The sequence below is a fragment of the Ruegeria sp. BC2 genome (assembly GCF_056539245.1).
The window spans coordinates 211,162-232,329 of the sequence record NZ_JBQFUQ010000001.1 but is presented as its reverse complement, the minus strand read 5'-3'; the positions used below and the strand labels follow the sequence as shown (position 1 = coordinate 232,329).

Genomic DNA, 21,168 nt, shown 5'->3' with positions numbered 1-21,168 from the left:
GGCTCAGTCCTGACTGTCCAGAATCTCGCGCACCTTGGCGACCAGATCGGCGCGCGGCACCTCAAACTGGCTGGGGCGTTCCTTCCATTCCTCAAGCGTGGCGCTTTCGGCGATCTTGGCGCCCAGGATCAGGTCCTTGATCTGAACCACGCCGCGGTCCTTCTCGTCCCCGCCCTCGATCACCGCGACAGGCGAGTTCCGCTTGTCCGCGTATTTCAGCTGATTGCCGAAATTCTTGGGGTTGCCTAGATAGACCTCGGCGCGGATGCCGGCATTGCGCAGCTCGGCCACCATCGCCTGATAGTCGGCCATGCGGTCCCGGTCCATCACGGTCACGACGACCGGCCCGGTGTCATGTGATTTGATCCGACCTTTCTCGCGCAGCGCGGCCAGCAACCGGTCGACCCCGATCGAGATACCCGTCGCGGGCACCTCCTGTCCGGTGAAACGCTTCACCAGATCATCATAGCGCCCGCCGCCCGAGACCGACCCGAACTGCCGCTTGCGGCCCTTTTCGTCGAAGATCTCGAAGGTCAGCTCGGCCTCGTAGACCGGACCGGTGTAGTATCCCAGCCCTCGCACGACCGAGGGGTCGATCTGGATGCGATCGGCGCCATAGCCGCCCGCGGCCAGCAGCTCGCCGATCTGTTCCAGCTCGGAGATGCCTTCGGCGCCGATCTTGCTGTCGCCCACGGCCGCGCGCAGGTTAGCCAGCGTTCCGGCGGCGTCATCAGCCTTGGATGTCAGGAAGGCGATCACCGGCTCGGCCTGATCGTCGGACAGGCCCACACCATCGATGAACGCGCCCGAGGCGTCCAGCCGGCCCTTGGTCAGCAACTCGCGCACGCCCTGCTCGCCCACCTTGTCGAACTTGTCGATGGTGCGCAGAACGTCATCGCGCGCCGCCGCGTCCGTGCTCAGGCCCATGGCCTCGAGCACGCCGTTCAGGACCTTGCGGTTGTTGACCCGCACCACATAGTCGCCGCGCGGGATGCCCACGGTCTCCAGCGTGTCGGAAAGCATGGAGCAGATTTCGGCATCGGCGGCCATACTAGCCGTACCCACAGTATCCGCATCACACTGATAGAACTGGCGATACCGCCCCGGCCCCGGCTTTTCGTTGCGCCAGACCGGCCCCATCGCATAGCGGCGATAGGGCGTGGGCAGGTCGTTGCGGTGCTGGGCATAGACCCGGGCCAAAGGTGCTGTCAGATCATAGCGCAACGCCATCCAGTCGCCGTTGCCGCCCTCGTCAAACTCCTGCCAGGCGAACACGCCTTCGTTCGGGCGATCGACGTCGGGCAGAAATTTGCCCAGCGCCTCGACCGTTTCCACGGCGCTGCTTTCCAGCGCGTCAAACCCATAGCGATGATAGACGTCCGCAATCGTCCGCAGCATCTCGGTGCGCTGCGTGACTTCCTGGCCGAAATAGTCGCGGAACCCTTTCGGCGTGACGGCCTTGGGGCGGGGCTGTTTCTTGGGCTTGGCCATGTGGGGCGTCCTTGGGATTTCATCACTTGCGCGCGCGGTCTATCCCATGGTCTGGGTCGGGGCAAGCCAGCGCTGGCATTGCGCGCGCCACAGCGGTATGACCGCACCAGATCACAGGAGCCCCAGCGATGCAGCATCTGGAAGAAAAAATTGCCCATCTGACCCGCACCGTGGATGACCTGAGCATGGTGGTCGCCAAGCAGCAGGACGAAATCGACCGCCTGACCCGCCGCGTGGCGATGTTGATGCAGCGCGAAGCCGAACGTGCGCAGGAAGGATCCGGCGGAGTCATTCTGGGCGACGAGCGCCCACCGCACTATTGAGCCCAGCCCCTACAGCCCAAGCGTTGATCTAACGGCATCGTCGACGACACCACCCAACAGGGCATCCTCATCGCCTGCGCAACCTTCGGTCAACGCTGAAAGAAAAGCCTCACGCAGCTTGGCCTTTTCTTCGTCCGAGGATGCAAAATCTTCGATATTAACCTGACGGTTGTACAGTGAAAGAGCGGTCATCTTTCTGACGACGTCGAAAACGTATTCATCATTCCCATCAGCCTCTTCGATGACCGAAGCGCAGGTATGGTACATCAGCGGAAGTGCGTCTTGCGCCATCTGGTCTGCGGCCTCGTCCGCCGTGCCGATGGACGGGATAAGGATCAAGCCAGCCAGAACAGGTTTGAAATCAAGCAGTCGCATCAGGGCTCCTTTCTGAAGGCGGTCAATCATGGACACCCCCGTCACTTGCGGTTTGCCCCTATGATTGCACCGACAACCGCACCTGCGGCCGCGCCTTTGCCATCTCCGATCAACGCTCCGACGCCGGCGCCAATCAGGGCGCCCTTCAGCGCATCTTCTTCCTTCTTCTTGTCTGCCAAAGCGGCTGACGCAGGCAAGACGATCAGCGATGCCGCCAATATACAGGCTGGCGCCTGTGCGCATTTCCTCAAGATCCACATTTGGTTGCCCTCCCGTGACCAAGCCCGAACCGGGTGGTCAGCGTAGCCCGCTCCTGGAATTCTGGCAACAATGGCCATCCCTGGGCTAGTTGCGCCGAATGCCGATTGGTCTGCCGATCTGCGGCTCGGGGGGCAATGCGGAATGGTCGGACACCATTCGCGCCAGCCGCGCCGCAGCCCAGTCCGGATAGGGTACCGACCGGCCTGTTGTGTGGCTGACATTCATGACCAGGGCCTCTTGGGTGGCACAGACCACGCCATCCTCGGCCGACACCATCTGCGCAAAATAGTGACCACGCTTGTGATCGGCGTCCAGCATCCGAAACCGGAACACCAGCGCCTCGCCCTCGCGAACCTCGCGCAGGAAATGCAGGTGCGACTGCAGGATGTACGGCCCCTGCTCCAGCGCCGCGACCTGCGGTTCGCCCAAGCCCAGATGATCGACCAGCAGCCGTTCAAAGACCAGATCGAACACCACGCCATAATACCCCACATTCATGTGACCGTTATAGTCGATCCAGTCGGGCCGGACCGTGAAACCGGTGATTTCGACCGGTGCGGGGTACGGGCCGTCATGGCCGCCCAAGGGTTTGGATTGCGGGGTCATTCGCCGTCGTCCTCCTCGAAGATCGCCACCGCGCGGATGAACCCGGCCGAGGCGCCCTTGATCTTGAACGGAAAGCACGAGATCTCGAACCCCGTGGGCGGCAGGCTTTCCAGATTGGTCAGCTTCTCCATGTGGCAATAGCCGATCTCGATCGACGCGCGATGCCCCTCCCAGATGATCGAGGGGTCATGTGTTTCCGCGTATTCCTGCGCGGTCAGCGGAAAGGGCGCGTCCCAGCTCCAGGCGTCGGTGCCAGTCACGCGCACGCCGCGCTCGGTCAGGTACAGCGTGGCCTCGCGCCCCATCCCGCAGCCTTTCATCAGGTAATCCGGCTGGCCATAACAGGTGCCGGCCGAGGTGTTGACCACGACGATATCCAGCGGTCGCAGGTCATGCCCGATCCGCTTCAGCTCGGCTGCGACATCGGCGGCGGTGACGACGTAGCCATCCTCGAAATGCCGGAAATCCAGCTTCACGCCCGGGTTCATGCACCACTCCAGCGGCACCTCGTCGATGGTGATCGCCCGCTCGCCCCGGTTCATGGTCGAGTGGTGATGGTACGGCGCGTCCAAGTGGGTGCCGTTATGGGTGGCGATCTGCAGCCGTTCGATGGCCCAGCCCTCGCCGCCGGGCAGGTCCTCCTTCTTAAGGCCGGGGAAAAAGGCCATCACCTGCTCGGCCGTCTGGTCGTGGCTCATGTATTCGATCTGAGGCAGCATGATCGGCGGGTCCGACACGATGCCGGTTTCCAGCGGGACGGACAGATCGACGAAACGGCGGGCCATGAACTCCTCCGGGATTGCGCGGCCCAAGGGTTGGCTGGCTGCAAGCATCTGTCAAGCCAAGAAAAAGGCGGGCACGCTGGCCCGCCCTTTCAGACTTTTGGTGAGTGGTGGCAGTCGTTACTCGGCCGCGATGGCGTCCTCGATCTTTTCAACACGGATGGCCGAGAACTTGAACTCGGGGATCTTGCCATAGGGGTCGATGGCCGGGTTCGTCAGGATGTTCGCCGCCGCCTCGACATAGGCGAAGGGGATGAACACCATGTCCTCGGCGATCGCCCGGTCGGCGCGCACCATGATCTCGATCGAGCCGCGCCGGGTGGTCAGACGCACCATCTCGCCCGGTTCGATCCCCATCAGCTTGAGCGTACGCGGGTTCATCGAACAGTTCGCCTCGGGTTCGACCGCGTCCAGAACCTTGGCACGACGGGTCATGGACCCGGTGTGCCAGTGTTCCAGCTGCCGACCTGTGGTGGCAATCATCGGGAATTCCTCGTCCGGGGCCTCATCCGGGGGGATGATGCTAGCCGGCGTGAACTTCGCACGGCCGTCGGGGCGCGGGAAGCCGTCGCCAAATACGATGGACTGGCCCGGATCGGTCTCGGACAGAGACGGATAGGTGATGCTCTCGGTCTCGAGCCGCTCCCATGTGATGTTGTCCAGCGAAGCCATGGTCAGCTTCATCTCGTTGAACACCTGCGAGACATCCTTGTAATCCCAGTTCAGCCCGATGCGCTGCGCCAGATCGACGGTGATCGCCCAATCCTCGCGCGCCTCGACCGGCGGCGGCACCGCGGGACGCACGCGCTGCACCTGACGGTTGGTGTTCGACACCGTGCCGTTCTTTTCATACAGCGCCGAGGCCGGCAGGATGATGTCGGCATAGTTCGCCGTTTCGGTCAGGAAGATGTCCTGCACGATCATCAGATCCAGCTTGGCCAGCGCCTCGCGGGCGTGGTTCACGTCGGGGTCGGACATGGCCGGGTTTTCGCCCATGATATACATGCCCTTGATCTTGCCGGCATAGGCGTGGTCGATGATCTCGGTCACGGTCAAGCCCTTCTCGTTCGAGAAGTCGCCCGAGTTCCAGACCTGGCTGAACTTGGCACGCACGGCGTCGTCGGTGACCGACTGGTAGTCAGGCAGGAACATCGGGATCAGGCCGGCATCCGAGGCCCCCTGCACGTTGTTCTGCCCGCGCAGCGGGTGCAGGCCCGCACCCGGCTTGCCCACATTGCCCGTCATCAGCGCCAGCGAGATCAGGCAGCGCGAATTGTCGGTACCGTGGATATGCTGGCTGACGCCCATGCCCCAGAAGATCAGACCCGCCTTGGCGTTGGCGAAAATCCGGGCCACGCGGCGCAGCTGATCGGGCTCGATGCCGCAGATCGGCGCCATCTTCTCGGGGGTGAACTGGCGCAGGTGCTCCTTCTCCGCCTCCCAGTTCTCGGTCCAGCGGTGGATGTACTGGCTGTCATACAGTTCTTCCTCGACGATCACGTTCATGATCGCGTTCAGCATCGAGACATCGGCGCCGGGCCGGAACTGCAGCATCTCGGTCGCGAATTTGCGCATGCCCACGCCGCGCGGGTCCATCACGATCAGCTTGCCGCCGCGTTTGGCGAACTGCTTGAAATAGGTCGCCGCGACGGGGTGGTTCTCGATCGGGTTGGCGCCGATGATGATCGCCACATCGGCGTTCTCGATCTCGTTGAATGTCGCGGTCACCGCGCCCGAGCCCACATTCTCGATCAGCGCGGCAACCGACGAGGCGTGGCACAGCCGCGTGCAGTGGTCCACGTTGTTGTGGCCAAAGCCCTGCCGGATGAACTTCTGGAACAGATAGGCCTCTTCGTTGGTGCATTTGGCCGAGCCAAAGCCCGCCACACTGCGTGGATCCTCATCCCGCAGCTTCATCAGCCCCTTGGCGGCCAGGTCCAGCGCCTCGTCCCAGGTGGCCTCGCGGAAATGGGTGCTCCAGTCGGCGGGATCGACGTTCAGGCCCTTCGGCGGCGCATCCTCGCGCCGGATCAGCGGCTTGGTCAGGCGGTGCGGGTGGTGGATATAGTCGAACCCGAACCGACCCTTGACGCACAGGCGGCCTTCGTTGGCGGGGCCGTTGATGCCCTCGACATATTTGACCTTGCCGTCCTTGACCTTGAGGCTGACCTTGCAGCCCACCCCGCAGAACGGGCAGACGCTTTCGGTCTCGCTGTCGTAATCCTTGCTGTCGCCGCGCTGCTGATCGTCCAGCACGGTGGCCGGCATCAGCGCGCCGGTGGGGCAGGCCTGAACGCATTCGCCGCAGGCGACGCAGGTCGACTCGCCCATCGGGTCGTTCTGGTCGAACACCACCTGCGCGGTATGCCCGCGACCGGCCATGCCGATCACGTCATTCACCTGCACGTCGCGGCAGGCACGGACGCAGAGGTTGCAGTTGATGCAGGCATCCAGATTGACCCGCATCGCCACATGGCTGTCATCCAGCAGCGGGATCTTCTCGGGCTCCTTCGCCGGAAAGCGGCTGTCGCTGACATCGTTCAGCTTGGCCATGTCCCAGAAATGGCTGGATACATCGTGCGGCTGTTCCGGCTGGTCGGCCACCAGCAGTTCCATCACCAACGCGCGGGATTTCTCGGCGCGGTCGGTGTCGGTTTTCACCACCATCCCCTCGGCCGCCGGACGGATGCACGAGGCGACCAGCGTGCGCTCGCCCTCGACCTCGACCATACAGGCGCGGCAGTTGCCGTCAGGGCGATAGCCCGGCGCGGGTTTGTGGCACAGGTGCGGGATGACCAGACCCTTGCCGTTGGCCGCTTCCCAGATCGTGGTGCCCTCGGGCACGGTCACGTCTTCGCCGTTCAGGTTGAAGGTGACGGTCTTGGTTTCGCTTGCGTCAAGCATGGCTGTCTCCCTCAGATCTCATTGGCGAAATGTTTCATGACTAGGCGGATCGGGTTCGGGGCCGCCTGCCCCAGACCGCAGATCGAGGCATCGCCCATCACCTGGCACAGATCTTCCAGCAGGTCGGTGTCCCACTTGTCGGCTTGCATCAGCTTGACCGCCTTTTCGCAGCCCGCCCGGCAGGGCGTGCACTGGCCACAGCTTTCGTCCTCGAAGAATCGCAGCATGTTCAGCGCAGCATCCCGCGCGGTGTCCTGATCGGACAGGACCACCACTGCGGCGGACCCGATGAAGGTGCCGTGCGGTTGCAGAGTGTCGAAGTCCAACGGGATGTCGTCCATCGACGCGGGCAGCAGGCCCGAAGACGGCCCGCCCGGTTGATACGCCTTGAAGGCGTCGCCCTCGGCCATGCCCCCGGCGGCATCAATCACGTCCAGAATGGTGGACCCTGCCGGCAGCAGGTAGACGCCGGGTTTCGCCACCCGGCCCGAGACCGAATAGCTTCGCAGGCCTTTGCGGCCGTTCTTTTCAACCGAATCTAGGATTTCCGGGCCTTCCCGGCAGATCTTGGACACCCAGTAGAGCGTCTCGACATTGTGCACCAGCGTCGGGCGGCCGAATACGCCGACCTGCGCCACGAAAGGCGGGCGGTGGCGCGGCAGGCCCTTTTTGCCCTCGATCGATTCGATCATCGCGGATTCTTCGCCGCAGATATAGGCGCCCGCGCCGCGCCGCAGGTCGATATAGCCTTTCTCGACGATCCCGGCCTGTTCCAGCGCAACAATCTCGCGCCGAAGAATTTCCAGAACGGCTGGATATTCGTCGCGCATGTAGATGAAGCAGGTCTGTGCCTCGACTGCCCACGCGGCGATCAGCATGCCTTCGAGGAAAACATGCGGCGTGCGTTCCAGGTAGTAGCGGTCCTTGAACGTTCCCGGCTCGCCCTCGTCGCCGTTCACGGCCAGGTAACGCGGGCCGTCATTCATGCGGACAAAGCCCCATTTCTTGCCCGACGGGAAACCGGCGCCGCCCAAACCGCGCAGCCCCGAGGCCAGAACCTGTTCCTGAACCGCTTCCCAGTCTCCGCCCTCGCGCAGTTCTTTCAGCTTGGCGTAACCGCCGTTTTCGACATAGGTCGCGAAGGTCTCATACTCGGCCAGATGCGCATGGGTGTCGCCCGCCGTGATGGCGGCCTGCACCTTTTCAGGGGTCGCGTGGTCGATATGGTTGTGCCCGATTTCCAGCACCGGCGCAGTGTCGCAACGACCCATGCAGGGCGCGCGCAGAATGCGCACTTCGGACGGATCCAGCCCATCCTCCAGCGCCTTTTTCAACTGCTGCGCGCCTGCCATTTCGCAGGACAGTGAGTCGCAGACGCGGATCGTCAGGGCCGGCGGAGGAGTTTCACCTTCTTTCACCACGTCGAAGTGGGCATAGAAGGTCGCGGTCTCGTAGATCTCGGCCTGACCGATCCGCATCTCGACGGCCAACGCGGCGATGTGGTCGGAACTGATATGGCCGTGCGTGTCCTGGATCAGATGCAGAAACTCGATCAGCAGATCGCGGCGGCGCGGGCGGTCGCCCAGCAGGCGCTGAATCTCGGCCTGCGCCTCGTCGGTGAATTGCCGTCCCTTGGGCGTGTGTCGCCCCTTGCCTTTACCTGACTTCCAGACGCCCTTTGGCGCGCCTGATGGCTTGGTATCCAATGGTGCCATGATGCCCTCCGATCGAGCCTCGTCTCTCATCAGAGTAGCATATCGTCAAATCGCAAAAACCAATGGCACGATAACGACAGTTTATCACCGCAAAAGCGGCGGGGTGGTGTAAACCGTTCGCAGTACAAAATTATTTTGTACCGGGCGGCGGGTAAAAGGCGGGGGCCTAAGCGTACCTAAGCCTCCCGGCGCGCGGCCTCGCGTCCATAACAGTCTTCCGCACCACAGTCACAACGTGCTCCCTGTTTCGTAAACCCGCGCAACACCTGTTTGTGCGGTCCGTTGCGATGATGGTGGTTGGTCACGGGTTGCATTTCAAAGATCAGTTCTGCTTCCCGCAACCGGGCGCGGGCTGGGCACTGGTAGGTCTCAATGATAACCACCTCAACGTCGCGGTCACCAACGTATTCAACCCAAGGCGCACCGCGCTCCGGCTTGATCGCCCGACCATAGCTGCCAGACCCGATGTGGAACAACTCGTCGGTGCCCGGAAACCTGTGGCCGTAAACCACCTGTGGTTCGTAGTGACCGTGAGCAAATCGCATCTTCAATTCAGTGCCCTCTGCCTATCCGTCCTTGTTCAACGTGGGTCTCAGTGTGTACCGTAAGAAACCCTCCACCATCTCGCGTCCGTCTCGCCTACTGAGGTCAATTGGTTGGCCACCAAGCGTTGCAGCTGTCAATACCTCAACCATGCCACCTTCCGTCCGCAACGCATCAAAAAGCTCGGGGTGCGTTTGGGGTTTGTTCCAAGCGCGATACCCACCCATCCGAGACCGCAGGTTGCTGGTGTGGCCGATGTAACTGTCACCAGTAGCCGGCCAAGAAAACCTGTACAGCCCACCGAGCTTTTCCAACCGAGGGAACACAGGTTTGCCGTCAAAGTCGATAGGCCCGCAGGCCGTCCAATTCCCCACAGCAAGTTTCATGTCCGTGCCCTCCGTCAATTCAGCGGCGACGATATCAGAAAATCACCATTGTCCAGATCATTCACACGCAGCGACGTCGAAGCTGTCGGGTCTCCATCAGCTGGTTCCACAGCGGCAGTTTCGGGGCCCTCGCCTGCATCGCGCCTCCGACGATGGGCAGCGACACATAAACGTTGCCCTAGCGGCGGCTAAACGGCGGGAAAGTGTACCTAACGGCGGAGCCTATACTTTACGGACCTAGCCATAGCGAAGCCGACCGATAAGAAAAACCTTCAGTAATTATTACTGGACGCCTAGCAAACCACCCCCCGCCTTTTCACCGCAAAGACGTCACGACCTGCCGCAATGCGCCAACGGTGGGCAATTCCGGATCCCGCGCCAGCGTCGCCAGACAGATCGGCTTGCTGACCACCGGATCAACCAGAGTCAGGACACGCGTGCCTTTCAAATCGCCGAGCGCCCGTACCAGAACCCGTGGCACGACCGTCGCCGCCAGCCCTTCGCGCGCCATGACCATCGAGGCAGTAAACCCGCTGGTTTCGGCCACTACACGCGGATGCAACCCCTGTTCGGCAAATATCCTGTCGAGAATGCGCCGGTTCTGCATCTGCGGCTCCAGCAGGCTGAGCGGGAACTCGGCCACCCGTGCCCAGGGGATCGGGCCCGTGCCCTGCGTCATATGCTCGGGTACGAGCAAAACATAGGTTTCCTCGTACAAAGGCTGCACATAGCGCAGATCAGTGCCGATGCTGTCGCCATATGTGATGCCGGCATCCAGGCTGCCTTCGTCCAGACGGTGCTGGATTGCCGTGGCCGACATCGTCTCGATCCGCGACAGTATACGCGGATGCGCCTGCTGCAGCCGCTTGACCAAGCGGCCAGTAAACGCGATGGCGGTCGGGATCACACCCAGGATCAGTGTACCGGTGATCTCGCCCTTGATCGCCTGCACCTCTTGCTCGAGCGCTTTGGCGTCATCCAGTATGCGGCGAGCGCGGCGGACGATCATCTCGCCCTCTTCGGTCAGGCCTTGAAAGCGGTTCGCACGGCGGACGATGGACACGCCAAGTCGATCCTCGAGGTTGCGGATTCGCATCGAGAACGCGGGCTGCGAAATACCGCACTCCTCGGCCGCCTTGGCAAAATGGCGGTGGCGCGCCAAGGCGCTGAGCAATTGCAGATCGCGGATTTCGAACACGTGCGGGCCTCGGGCGGACTGGAGCGATACCGTAAGATACCGCCAATGCCCGCCCAGAAAAGCTGTTTCGTGATCAGGTGTTGAACAGGAAGTGCATCACGTCGCCATCCTTGACGACATAGCTTTTGCCTTCTGCACGCATCTTGCCGGCCTCTTTGGCACCCTGTTCGCCATTGCACGCTACGAAATCATCATAGGCAATGGTCTCGGCGCGGATGAAACCCTTTTCAAAGTCGCCGTGGATGACACCGGCTGCCTGAGGCGCCGCAGTGCCCCAGCGAATGGTCCAAGCGCGCGCCTCTTTCGGGCCGACCGTGAAATAGGTTTCCAGTTTGAGCAGGTCGTACCCCGCACGGATCAGCCGATCGAGGCCCGGCTCTTCGAGCCCCATCTCTTCGAGGAACATCTGCGCCTCCTCAGGCTCCAGCAGACTGATCTCTTCTTCGATCTTGGCGCTGATGATGACATGGGCATTGCCCTGCGCCGCGGCCATCTCGGCTACACGCGCGGAATATTCATTTCCTTCGGCAGCGTCTTCTTCCGAGACATTGCAGACATACAGGACCGGCTTGGTGGTCAGCAACTGCAGCATCTTCCAGGCTTTTGCATCCTCGTCGGACACCTCGACCAAACGGGCGGGTTTACCGCTTTCCAGCATCTCTTGCGCGGTGGCCAGCAACCGATCCTGCTGCTGCGCCTCTTTGTCGTTGCCCTTGAGCTTTCGCACGAGGTTGGCGCGACGCTTTTCGATGCTTTCCAGATCGGCCAGCATCAGTTCGGTCTCGATGGTCTCGGCATCGGCCACCGGATCGACTTTGCCTTCGACATGGGTCACGTCGCCATCTTCGAAACAGCGCAGCACATGAGCGATGGCATCGGTTTCGCGAATGTTGGCCAGAAACTGGTTGCCCAGCCCCTCACCTTTTGAGGCGCCTTTGACCAGGCCTGCAATATCCACGAACGTCATCCGGGTCGGGATGATCTGCTTCGACTTGGCGATCGCAGCCAACTTGTCCAGACGCGCATCGGGAACGGCCACGTCACCCACATTGGGTTCGATCGTGCAGAACGGGAAATTCGCCGCCTGCGCGGCCGCGGTCTTGGTCAGCGCGTTGAACAGGGTCGACTTGCCGACATTCGGCAGACCCACGATACCCATTTTAAAGCCCATGACGGCCTCCTGATGCCATTCGCGGGCTGCTTCTATGCGGGTCCGGTGCAATGCGCAAGGCACCTGCGGCTGCTGGCCCTGAGTCCAATCTGCAACATCACGAAAATGTAGGGAAAACGTGTGCTTGTTGACATTGAACACGAGAGAATAGTGTCAAACTTTAACTTTGTAACGAATATCAACAGCGAACATCCCAATGAAAAACCTCCTTTCAAGCGCCGCTTTTCTGGCTTTTTCAACAGCCGCGCAGGCGCAGTCGGTGATTTTCGGCGCCGGCTACGCCGACTATTCCGACAGCAGCTCGATTGACCAGGCGATCTTTTCCCTCGAATACCAGCACCGGCCATTTCACGAGGCCACCCGCTTCAGCGCTGCGCTCGGGGCCGCGCTGTCGGTAGACGAGGATGGAAACACACATATCGGTGCCGGGGTGATCGGGGTCTATTCCTTTGCCGACAGATGGTTCGTGGAAGGCAGCGTGATGCCGGGTTTCTACAGCGAAGCCAACGAATTGAACGATCTGGGCGGGAGCTTCGAAATCCGAAGCCTTTTCGGGCTGGGCTATACGTTGAACAACGGCAATGACATATCGCTGGCCGTGACCCACAAATCGAACGCCAGCACGCAAGAGGAAAACCCCGGCGTGAACGCGTTGTTGCTGCGGTATCACCTGAACTTCTGACCCCACCGCTCAGGACGGGATTGATTTTCGGCCAAAGTTTCTGCACATCAGGTCCAAACCTGTATGCAAGGATCTTCCATGACCCGTATCGACGCCAAGTTCGCCACCCTGAAAGCCGAGGGGAAGAAGGCCTTTGTCGCCTATATCATGGCCGGGGATCCCGACTATGACACCTCGCTTGAGATCGTTCGCGGCCTGCCTGGGGCCGGCGTGGACGTGATCGAACTGGGCCTGCCCTTCACCGATCCGATGGCGGACGGCCCCACCATTCAGGCGGCTGGTCAAAGGGCGCTGGACGGTGGCATGACGCTGCAGCGCACGCTGGATCTGGCCAAGGCATTCCGGGAAACCGATGACACCACCCCGATCGTACTGATGGGCTATTACAACCCGATCTACAGCCGCGGGGTGGACAAATTCCTGGCCGACGCCAAAGAGGCCGGCATCGACGGCCTGATCGTCGTCGACCTGCCGCCCGAGGAAGATGACGAGCTGTGCCTGCCCGCGCAGGCGGCCGGGCTGAACTTCATCCGGTTGGCCACGCCCACTACCGATGACAAGCGCCTGCCGCGAGTGCTGCAGAACACCTCGGGCTTCGTCTATTACGTCTCGATCACCGGCATCACCGGCGCGGCCGAAGCCGAGGCCACCGATGTCGGCCCCGAGGTCGCGCGCATCAAGGCGGCGACCGATCTTCCGGTGATCGTGGGGTTCGGCATCAACACGCCCGAGAAGTCGCGCGCCATCGCCAGCGTTGCCGACGGGGCGGTGGTCGGCTCGGCCATCGTCAGCCAGATCGCCGCCGGCAAACCCGTGGCCGAGGTTCTGGACTTCGTGAAATCGCTGGCAGACGGCGCCCACAGCGCCTGACGCCAGAAAACCCCAAACGGATTGCAACCGCTGCAGGCCGCACGCCTGCGGCGGTTTTTCTTTGCGCACATGACCCATATGACCACATGCACAACTGGCCGTTGCGCCGCGGCGGAAGAATTGGTAAAGAAACCTAACCAATCTGCAGAAGGGCGCGGCCATGCCTGTCATTACCAATATCGACGACCTGAAACGCATCTATGAACGCCGGGTGCCCCGGATGTTCTATGACTATGCCGAAAGCGGCAGCTGGACCGAGCAGACCTTCCGCGACAACAGCTCAGACTTCCACGACATCCGCCTGCGCCAGAAGGTTGCGGTGGACATGTCCGGCCGCTCGACCGCGTCGCAGATGATCGGACAGGACGTTGCCATGCCGGTGGCCCTGGCACCCGTGGGCCTGACCGGGATGCAGCATGCGGATGGTGAAATGAAGGCCGCCAAGGCCGCGCTGGAATTCGGCGTGCCCTTCACGTTGTCGACCATGTCGATCAACTCGATCGAAGATGTGGCCGAACATACCGGCGCGCCGTTCTGGTTTCAGCTGTACACCATGAAGGACGAAGATTACGTCCGCCGCCTGATCCAGCGCGCCAAGGATGCCAAATGCTCGGCCCTGGTCATCACCCTGGATCTGCAAATCCTCGGCCAACGGCACAAGGACCTGAAGAACGGCCTGTCCGCCCCGCCGAAACTGACGGCCAAAACGATCGCCAACCTGATGACGAAATGGGCCTGGGGCATCGAGATGTTGGGCGCGAAACGACGCGAGTTCGGCAATATCGTGGGCCATGTCGAGGGCATCTCGGACGCCTCATCGCTGGGCGCGTGGACCGCCGAGCAGTTCGATCCCAGCCTCGACTGGAAGAAGATCGAGAAGCTGATGGAGCAATGGGGCGGCAAGGTAATCCTGAAGGGCATCCTAGACCCCGAAGACGCCAAGATGGCGGCCAAGTTGGGCGCCGACGCCATCGTGGTGTCGAACCACGGCGGGCGGCAGTTGGACGGCGCGCTCAGCTCGATCCGGATGCTGCCGCGGATCATGGATGCGGTGGGCGGCGACGTCGAAGTGCATCTCGACAGCGGCATCCGCTCGGGGCAGGACGTGCTCAAGGCGCTGGCGCTGGGGGCCAAGGGCACCTATATCGGGCGCGCGTTCGTCTACGGGCTGGGCGCGATGGGCCAAAAGGGGGTGACCACCGCGCTGGAAGTGATCCAGAAGGAACTGGACACCACCATGGCCCTGTGCGGCGAGCGCAACGTGGCCGATCTGGGGCCGCACAACCTGCTTGTCCCGCAGGATTTCTGCGGCCGCTGGCAGGAATGACGCGGAATTCGTTTTTACCCCTTTCCAAATGGCCGGATTCGGTCTAAGGACGCCGCTTCACGCGGGGTGACAGCCTTGGAGGCACCCTGCCCTAACATTGGAGATTTATCATGGCTGGTGAGATTCCTGATCTCGTAGCTCTGGAACGGACGGGGACAGGCAAGGGCGCCGCTCGTCAGGCACGCCGCGACGGCATGGTTCCGGGCATCGTATTTGGTGGCGAAAAAGACCCGCTGCCGATCCAGATTCCGTTCAACGAACTGTTCAAGCGCCTGAAGGCAGGCCGCTTCAAGTCGACCCTGTGGAACCTGAAGGTCGAAGGCCACGAAGACGTCCGCGTCATCTGCCGCGACGTCCAGCGTGATGTCGTCAAGGACCTGCCGACCCACCTGGACCTGATGCGTCTGCGTCGCACGACCAAGATCGCCCTGTACATCCCCGTCGAATTCATCAACGAGGAAGAGGCCCCCGGCATCAAGAAGGGCGGCGTTCTGACCGTTGTCCGTCCCGAGGTCGAGCTGGTCTGCACCGCCGGCGACATCCCCGAAAAGATCACCGTCGATCTGACCGGCCTGGAAATCAACGACGTTGTCACCATCTCGTCGGTTGACCTGCCCAATGGCACCAAGCCGACCATCGACCGTGATTTCGTGATTGCGAACATCTCGGCACCGACCGGCCTGGCGTCCAGCGACGATGAAGAAGGCGAAGGTGAAGAGGAAGTCGCAGCCGACGAAGTTGAAGTCGTAGGCAAAGACGAAGAATAAATCCGGATCCTTCGGATTGGAATTTGAAGCGGGGCCTCGTCCAGGGCCCCGTTTTTCTTTGAACGACCGGCTGGCGCCGGAAAGGCATCTCGTGCAATTCTGCGCCGGACCGAAACGCACAAGGAATTCGCGATGAAGCTGTTTGTCGGATTGGGCAATCCGGGCGCAAAGTATGCCCGCAACCGGCACAATATCGGTTTCATGGCGGTGGATGCCATCGCCAGGGATCATGGCTTTGGGCCATGGCGTTCGAAATTTCAGGGTGAAATATCCGAAGGAATGCTGGGCCGAGAAAAGGTCCTGCTGCTGAAGCCCATGACCTTCATGAACCGCTCGGGCCAATCGGTCGGCGAGGCCATGCGGTTCTTCAAGCTCGACTCAACCGATGTGACCGTTTTCCATGACGAACTGGACCTTGCACCCGGGAAGGTTCGCGCCAAGGCCGGTGGCGGCCATGCCGGGCATAACGGCCTGCGGTCGATCCACGACCATATCGGTGCCGCGTATGACCGTGTCCGGCTGGGGATCGGCCATCCCGGACGCAAAGAGCTGGTTTCGCCCTATGTTCTGGGCGATTTCGCCAAGGCCGACGCCGACTGGCTGGACGATGTTCTGCAAGGTGTTGCAGACGGGTCGGTCCATCTGGCAGCGGGCGATGCGGCCAAGTTCATGAACGCCGTGGCGCTGCGAACAGCGCCACCGCGCAGTTCCACCACGACGCCCAAATCCGAAACCAAGACCTCTCCTGCCCCGAAAGCCGAGACGCCAACGCCCGATGACCGCACGGCGATGCAGAAGCTGTTGGACAAGTTCCGATAGCGGCAAAAACCTTCCGCAACGTAGCAATTGCAGAATTTCCGTCATCACGATCCAATGCCGCCAAACGGGAGGAATACCATGAAAACAGGTCTGAAGTGGCTGCTGCGAATTGTCCTGACGCTGGTCTTGGCCGCTGCAGTTGTCGGTTTCTGGAAGCGCGAGGAAATCCAGCGCCTTCTGGCGGTGAACTCTCTGTTTTCCGAAGAAAAGATCGTTCAGAATTTCTCTCACATGGATGCGGCGTTTCTGACCGTCGACCTCCCTCGCGGGAATGGTCCCACCTGGGACCTGCCCTACGGCGCTGAATTCGACCTGCCCGCCGAGACGCAGGACTGGATCGAAGAGCGCGCCGTCACCTCCCTGCTGGTGATGCAGGATGGGCAGATCCGGTTCGAGGAGTATTTCCTGGGCACATCGCCGGAGGACCGCCGGATCTCGTGGTCGATGGCCAAAAGCTATTTGTCCGCTCTGTTCGGCATCCTTCTTGAGGAGGGCGCCATAGCCTCGCTGGATGATCCGGTCATCAAATATGCCCCCAAGCTGCAGGGCAGCGCCTATGAAACAGCCACGATCCGCAACGTGCTGAACATGGCCAGCGGTGTAACCTTTGACGAAGACTATCTGGACCCGAAATCCGACATCAACCGTATGGGTCGGGTCGTCGCCCTGGGGGGCGAGTTGGATGACTTTGCGGCCTCTTTGAAGGACAGTTTCGCGGCATCTGGCGAGACCTGGCAGTATGTTTCCATCGATACCCATGTCATTGGAATGGTGATCCGAGGGGCGACGGGTCAAAGCGTCGCCGCGTTGCTGGACGAAAAGATTCTGCAGCACCTCGGTCTTGAGCGGGACGGATACTATATCACCGACGGCGCCGGCGTCGCCTTTGTTCTGGGTGGCTTGAATTTCACGACGCGGGATTACGCCCGCTTTGGCCAAATGATCCTGCTGAACGGCGTGCGCGATGGGCGCAAGATCGTTCCGGCCGACTGGATCAAGGAATCCACCTTGCCAAGCGCACCGACCGAACCCGGCAAGATCGGCTACGGATATCAGTGGTGGATCCCCGTCGGCGCCCATGACGGTGAGTTTCTGGCACGCGGCGTTTATGGCCAGTACATGTATTTCGACCAGTCGCGCGGCGTGCTGATCGTAGCCACGGGCGCTGATCGGAAGTTCCGCGAGCCCGGGGTCAATGAGCAGAACATCGAAATGTTCCGCAAGATCGCGCAAAGCCTGTAAGGTAGCTTCATGCAAAAGCAGGACAGCATAAATGTTCTGGGCGGCGTGCTGGCTCCGTGTTCACGAAAGCCCCTGACCGGTTTTTTCCGCGACGGGGCCTGCAACACCTGCCCTGAGGATCGCGGCAGCCACACGGTCTGCGCTGTGATGACGGCCGAATTTCTGGCCTATTCGAAATATGTCGGCAACGACCTGAGCACGCCACGGCCCGAGTTCGATTTCCCGGGCCTCAAGCCCGGCGACAGCTGGTGCCTGTGTGCCGCACGGTTCATGCAGGCCCATGACGAGGGCTGTGCGCCAAAGGTTCATCTTGAGGCGACTCACCAGCGCGCATTGGAAATCGTGCCGCTGCACGTTCTGACCAGCCACCGCGCAGACTCCGGACAGTGAACCGCGAATGAAAAACCCGGCACGGTTGAAGCGTGCCGGGTCCTGTTCTTTGGGCCGCCCTCAGGTTGCGTCGCGACCCTCGGTATCAGACATGTCGAAGTTCAGATACTTGGCGACTGTTTGCACATCCTTGTCGCCACGTCCGCACATGTTCATGCAGATGATGTGACCCTTGGGCAGCTCCGGCGCGATCTTCATGACATGCGCCAGCGCGTGGCTGGGTTCGAGCGCAGGGATGATCCCCTCGGTCGCGCAGCACAGCTGGAACGCCTCAAGCGCCTCTTTGTCGGTGACCGAGACATACTGCGCGCGCCCGATATCGTGCAGCCAGGAGTGTTCGGGGCCAATGCCCGGATAGTCGAGCCCGGCCGAAATCGAGTACCCCTCGAGGATCTGGCCGTCGTCGTCCTGCAGCAGATAGGTACGGTTGCCGTGCAGAACACCCGGCCGGCCGCCGGTGAGAGAGGCGCAATGCTCCATCTTTTCGTTGACGCCCTTGCCGCCCGCTTCGACGCCGATGATGTTGACCGATTTGTCGTCAAGAAACGGATAGAACAGCCCCATGGCGTTCGAGCCGCCGCCGATCGCCGCGATGATCGTGTCCGGCAGGCGACCCTCGGCCTTCATCATCTGTTCCTTGGCTTCCTTGCCGATGATCGACTGGAAGTCGCGCACCATCGCCGGGTACGGATGCGGTCCGGCCACGGTACCGATGCAATAGAAAGTGTCGCGCACATTTGTTACCCAGTCGCGCAGCGCGTCGTTCATCGCGTCCTTCAGGGTGCCGCGGCCCGAGGTCACCGGAATCACCTCTGCCCCCAGCAAGCGCATGCGGAACACGTTGGGCGCCTGCCGCTGGACATCATGTGCGCCCATGTAGACCACGCATTTCAGACCGAACTTGGCGCAGACCGTCGCGGTGGCGACACCGTGCTGCCCTGCCCCGGTCTCGGCGATGATTCGGGTCTTTCCCATGCGGCGCGCCAAGATGATCTGGCCCAGCACGTTGTTGATCTTGTGCGCGCCGGTGTGGTTCAACTCGTCGCGCTTCATATAGATCTTGGCGCCACCCAGATGTTCGGTCAGGCGCTCGGCGTGATACAGGGGCGACGGACGGCCCACGTAGTTGGCCCACAGATCGTCCATCTCGGCCCAGAAACTCGGGTCGGTCTTGGCCTTCTCGTATTCCTCCTCCAGCGACAGGATCAACGGCATCAGAGTCTCGCTGACGAAGCGTCCGCCGAAAATGCCGAAGCGGCCGTTTTCATCCGGGCCGGACATGAAGGAATTGAACAGATCATTGGCCATGGTGGTCTCCATCGTCGTGCCTGTTGTTATTAGGAGGTGCCGGCGGGATTTGCCATCGCAAATCGCACTATTCCGCAGCGCTACTGCCGTTCATCCAGACAGTCAGCGCCTGGTCCCGGGTCGGAATGGCGATGCAGGCAAAGTGACGGAAGTGGTAGGTATTGGTCAAACGGGGTGCAGCTTGCATCACCCCTCGGTGCGGGTTCGACTGGGCAAAGGTCAGCATGGCTTCGACGTCGTGCCAAACGCTGAGCGAGAAATACGCGCCCTCATGCGAAAACACCTCGGCATGGAGGCACAAGGGATCGCCCTTGGCCTGGCGCAAGGCCTTGCCCGCGCGCCAGAAAAACTCGGGCCCATGGTACCATCGCTTTAGCGAAACCGCGCCAATTGCAGCCAGCATCCTGCATCCTCCCCTTTGAGAAGGATACGCAAGCGCGTTCTGGTCAGATCACCGTGCCGCCTCAATAAATGAGCGGATCAGGCCCGGATCCTTGACGCCCGGGGCGCTTTCCACGCCCGATGCCACATCCACCTGCCTTGCACCGGTCATACGGATCGCCTCGGCTACGTTGTCCGGGTTGAGACCCCCCGACAGCATCCACGGCGTCCGCCAGTATTTGCGACCGGCGAGCAGACGCCAATCAAAGGGTAAACCGTTGCCGCCGGGCAGCTCAGAGTTCTTTGGCGGTTTGGCGTCAACCAACAACTGATCGGCCACGTCCGAATACAGGTCTATTGCGGCCAAATCCTCGGCTTCCGCCACTCCAATCGCCTTTATCACCGGCAAGCCGTAGCGTGATTTTACCTCGGCCACGCGCTCGGGGCTTTCGGCGCCATGCAGCTGCAGCATGTCCAGTGGAACCCCCGCCACGATCTCATCCAACTGCGCATCCGTGAAGTTCACCGCCAAGGCCACTTTGGCTACGCCGACCGGCACGTCATTGGCCAGCGCCGCTGCCTGGGCAATCGGTGCATAGCGTGGAGATTTGGGAAAGAAATTGAACCCAATGTAACGCGCACCTGCTTCAACGGCGGCACGCACATGCTCGGGTGCGGTCAAGCCGCATATTTTTACGCTGATCTCGGTAGACATCGGCTCTCAGCTGGCCTCGTCGAGAAGGGCAAGCACATCATCCTGACCTTCATTCTGCTTCTTCTTGAGCTTCTTGACCTCGCGCTCGAGCTTCTTGACCTCGGTCTTTTTGACGGTGGCGTCCTTGCGGTGCTTATGCTCGCGCAGCCATTCCCACAAAAAACCGATGACAAGGCCGGCCACAATCCCGCCAAGAACCACAAGAAACAGCGGCAGAGAAGTGGCCAGATTGAAGCCAAGCAAGTCAGACAAAGCGTCCGGCATCAACTGCAACTGAACCATCTGGCGATTGGCCAGCGAGACCGAGACAAGGACGATCCCCAGGACCGCAAGAAAACCGTATCGAATGTAGCGCATCATGAGATCACGCTTTACCGTTCAAACGATCCCTTAGCAACTTGCCGGTCTTGAAAAACGGCACGCACTTTTCTTCGACTTGAACCGTCTCGCCAGTGCGTGGGTTTCGGCCTACCCGCGCATCCCGTTTCTTGACCGAAAAAGCTCCGAAGCCCCGCAGTTCGACACGGTCACCGCGCGCCATGGCGTCAGTGACTTCCTCGAATACGGTATTCACGATCCGCTCGACATCACGTTGGTACAGATGTGGATTTTCGTCGGCGATTTTCTGAATCAGTTCTGAACGGATCATGCGTGCTACCCTCCCAGGTCACCGTGTCATCTCGTCTACTGGTTTGGTCAGTATAGGAAAAAACGGTGCCGGGTGGAATGTAAACTCTGTGTGTCCGGGGTGCATTTTCCAAGAAAGCACCGGGAATTCGCCTGTAGAGACGCGAATCCGGCGGTTCATGCCTGCACCTATCACCGAATAACTCGCAAAACCGGAACACATTGATTCGCAAAAGAAACGGCCCCGCTCGGGATGAGCGGGGCCGTCTGAGTGTTCAAAACTGC

At 61.2% G+C, this 21,168-nt stretch carries 23 protein-coding genes; 8 read left to right on the top strand and 15 right to left on the bottom strand.

Features of this window, described 5'->3' with window-relative positions; all coding sequences use genetic code 11:
• Positions 1–3 precede the first annotated feature (3 nt).
• Positions 4–1,491 (bottom strand): histidine--tRNA ligase, encoded by a 1,488-nt coding sequence (gene hisS / locus ACR0CU_RS01100; RefSeq protein ID WP_170444523.1) that lies wholly within the window; start codon positions 1,489–1,491, stop codon positions 4–6.
• 128 nt (positions 1,492–1,619) lie between these two features.
• On the opposite strand from hisS, the gene ACR0CU_RS01095 reads away from it, so the two are divergent.
• A complete protein-coding gene (locus ACR0CU_RS01095; protein WP_170357101.1) occupies positions 1,620–1,814 on the top strand; it encodes a SlyX family protein in 195 nt (64 codons plus the stop codon).
• 9 nt (positions 1,815–1,823) lie between these two features.
• On the opposite strand, the gene ACR0CU_RS01090 is transcribed toward ACR0CU_RS01095, so the two are convergent.
• From ACR0CU_RS01090 to ychF, 9 genes are all read right to left on the bottom strand, one after another.
• Entirely contained in the window at positions 1,824–2,189 is a 366-nt protein-coding gene (locus ACR0CU_RS01090; RefSeq protein ID WP_170444520.1) for a hypothetical protein, read from the bottom strand.
• 41 nt (positions 2,190–2,230) lie between these two features.
• Positions 2,231–2,368 (bottom strand): hypothetical protein, encoded by a 138-nt coding sequence (locus tag ACR0CU_RS01085; RefSeq protein ID WP_254437515.1) that lies wholly within the window; start codon positions 2,366–2,368, stop codon positions 2,231–2,233.
• A gap of 166 nt (positions 2,369–2,534) precedes the next feature.
• The gene (locus tag ACR0CU_RS01080) at positions 2,535–3,056 is read right to left on the bottom strand and encodes a thioesterase family protein (protein WP_170444518.1); all 522 of its coding nucleotides are present in this window, start codon (positions 3,054–3,056) and stop codon (positions 2,535–2,537) included.
• Positions 3,053–3,841 carry a cyclase family protein gene (locus tag ACR0CU_RS01075; RefSeq protein WP_170444516.1) on the bottom strand — a complete coding sequence of 263 codons (789 nt, stop codon included), beginning with the start codon at positions 3,839–3,841 and terminating at the stop codon, positions 3,053–3,055. Before ACR0CU_RS01075 ends, ACR0CU_RS01080 begins: the two co-directional genes overlap by 4 nt.
• Positions 3,842–3,958: 117 nt before the next feature.
• Entirely contained in the window at positions 3,959–6,742 is a 2,784-nt protein-coding gene (gene fdhF, locus ACR0CU_RS01070) for a formate dehydrogenase subunit alpha (RefSeq protein ID WP_170444513.1), read from the bottom strand.
• 11 nt (positions 6,743–6,753) lie between these two features.
• Positions 6,754–8,457, bottom strand: coding sequence for an NAD(P)H-dependent oxidoreductase subunit E (locus ACR0CU_RS01065; RefSeq protein WP_170444510.1), 1,704 nt, complete (start codon positions 8,455–8,457; stop codon positions 6,754–6,756).
• Positions 8,458–8,633: 176 nt separating this feature from the next.
• Positions 8,634–9,002 (bottom strand): hypothetical protein, encoded by a 369-nt coding sequence (locus tag ACR0CU_RS01060; protein ID WP_170444507.1) that lies wholly within the window; start codon positions 9,000–9,002, stop codon positions 8,634–8,636.
• Between the two features lie 700 nt (positions 9,003–9,702).
• Positions 9,703–10,584, bottom strand: coding sequence for a LysR family transcriptional regulator (locus tag ACR0CU_RS01055; RefSeq protein WP_170444505.1), 882 nt, complete (start codon positions 10,582–10,584; stop codon positions 9,703–9,705).
• A 73-nt stretch (positions 10,585–10,657) separates the two neighbouring features.
• On the bottom strand, positions 10,658–11,755 hold the full coding sequence (gene ychF / locus ACR0CU_RS01050; protein ID WP_170444502.1) for a redox-regulated ATPase YchF: 1,098 nt from the start codon (positions 11,753–11,755) through the stop codon (positions 10,658–10,660).
• 196 nt (positions 11,756–11,951) lie between these two features.
• Between ychF and ACR0CU_RS01045 the strand changes: the two genes are divergently transcribed.
• The 7 genes from ACR0CU_RS01045 (at position 11,952) to ACR0CU_RS01015 (ending at position 17,852) form a co-directional block, all read left to right on the top strand.
• Positions 11,952–12,437 (top strand): acyloxyacyl hydrolase, encoded by a 486-nt coding sequence (locus ACR0CU_RS01045; RefSeq protein ID WP_170340476.1) that lies wholly within the window; start codon positions 11,952–11,954, stop codon positions 12,435–12,437.
• A 78-nt stretch (positions 12,438–12,515) separates the two neighbouring features.
• Complete coding sequence (gene trpA / locus ACR0CU_RS01040; protein WP_170444499.1) at positions 12,516–13,307, top strand: tryptophan synthase subunit alpha; 792 nt, start codon at positions 12,516–12,518, stop codon at positions 13,305–13,307.
• A gap of 160 nt (positions 13,308–13,467) precedes the next feature.
• Complete coding sequence (locus tag ACR0CU_RS01035) at positions 13,468–14,634, top strand: alpha-hydroxy acid oxidase (protein WP_170365365.1); 1,167 nt, start codon at positions 13,468–13,470, stop codon at positions 14,632–14,634.
• A 110-nt stretch (positions 14,635–14,744) separates the two neighbouring features.
• Positions 14,745–15,401, top strand: a complete 657-nt coding sequence (locus ACR0CU_RS01030; RefSeq protein ID WP_093964607.1) for a 50S ribosomal protein L25/general stress protein Ctc — start codon at positions 14,745–14,747, stop codon at positions 15,399–15,401.
• Between the two features lie 132 nt (positions 15,402–15,533).
• Entirely contained in the window at positions 15,534–16,220 is a 687-nt protein-coding gene (pth, locus tag ACR0CU_RS01025) for an aminoacyl-tRNA hydrolase (RefSeq protein WP_480642267.1), read from the top strand.
• Between the two features lie 78 nt (positions 16,221–16,298).
• Positions 16,299–17,462 carry a serine hydrolase domain-containing protein gene (locus ACR0CU_RS01020; RefSeq protein WP_170444494.1) on the top strand — a complete coding sequence of 388 codons (1,164 nt, stop codon included), beginning with the start codon at positions 16,299–16,301 and terminating at the stop codon, positions 17,460–17,462.
• Positions 17,463–17,471: 9 nt separating this feature from the next.
• Positions 17,472–17,852 (top strand): DUF2237 family protein, encoded by a 381-nt coding sequence (locus ACR0CU_RS01015; protein WP_093964605.1) that lies wholly within the window; start codon positions 17,472–17,474, stop codon positions 17,850–17,852.
• Between the two features lie 60 nt (positions 17,853–17,912).
• On the opposite strand, the gene trpB is transcribed toward ACR0CU_RS01015, so the two are convergent.
• The 5 genes from trpB to ihfB form a co-directional block, all read right to left on the bottom strand.
• Complete coding sequence (trpB, locus tag ACR0CU_RS01010) at positions 17,913–19,160, bottom strand: tryptophan synthase subunit beta (RefSeq protein WP_170444491.1); 1,248 nt, start codon at positions 19,158–19,160, stop codon at positions 17,913–17,915.
• A gap of 67 nt (positions 19,161–19,227) precedes the next feature.
• Entirely contained in the window at positions 19,228–19,563 is a 336-nt protein-coding gene (locus tag ACR0CU_RS01005; protein WP_170444488.1) for a hypothetical protein, read from the bottom strand.
• A gap of 48 nt (positions 19,564–19,611) precedes the next feature.
• Positions 19,612–20,256: a phosphoribosylanthranilate isomerase gene (locus ACR0CU_RS01000; protein WP_170444485.1), complete on the bottom strand. Its 645-nt coding sequence runs from the start codon at positions 20,254–20,256 to the stop codon at positions 19,612–19,614.
• A 6-nt stretch (positions 20,257–20,262) separates the two neighbouring features.
• Positions 20,263–20,613: a lipopolysaccharide assembly protein LapA domain-containing protein gene (locus tag ACR0CU_RS00995; protein ID WP_170340535.1), complete on the bottom strand. Its 351-nt coding sequence runs from the start codon at positions 20,611–20,613 to the stop codon at positions 20,263–20,265.
• Positions 20,614–20,620: 7 nt separating this feature from the next.
• Positions 20,621–20,905 carry an integration host factor subunit beta gene (gene ihfB, locus ACR0CU_RS00990; protein ID WP_050603110.1) on the bottom strand — a complete coding sequence of 95 codons (285 nt, stop codon included), beginning with the start codon at positions 20,903–20,905 and terminating at the stop codon, positions 20,621–20,623.
• Positions 20,906–21,168: the final 263 nt, after the last annotated feature.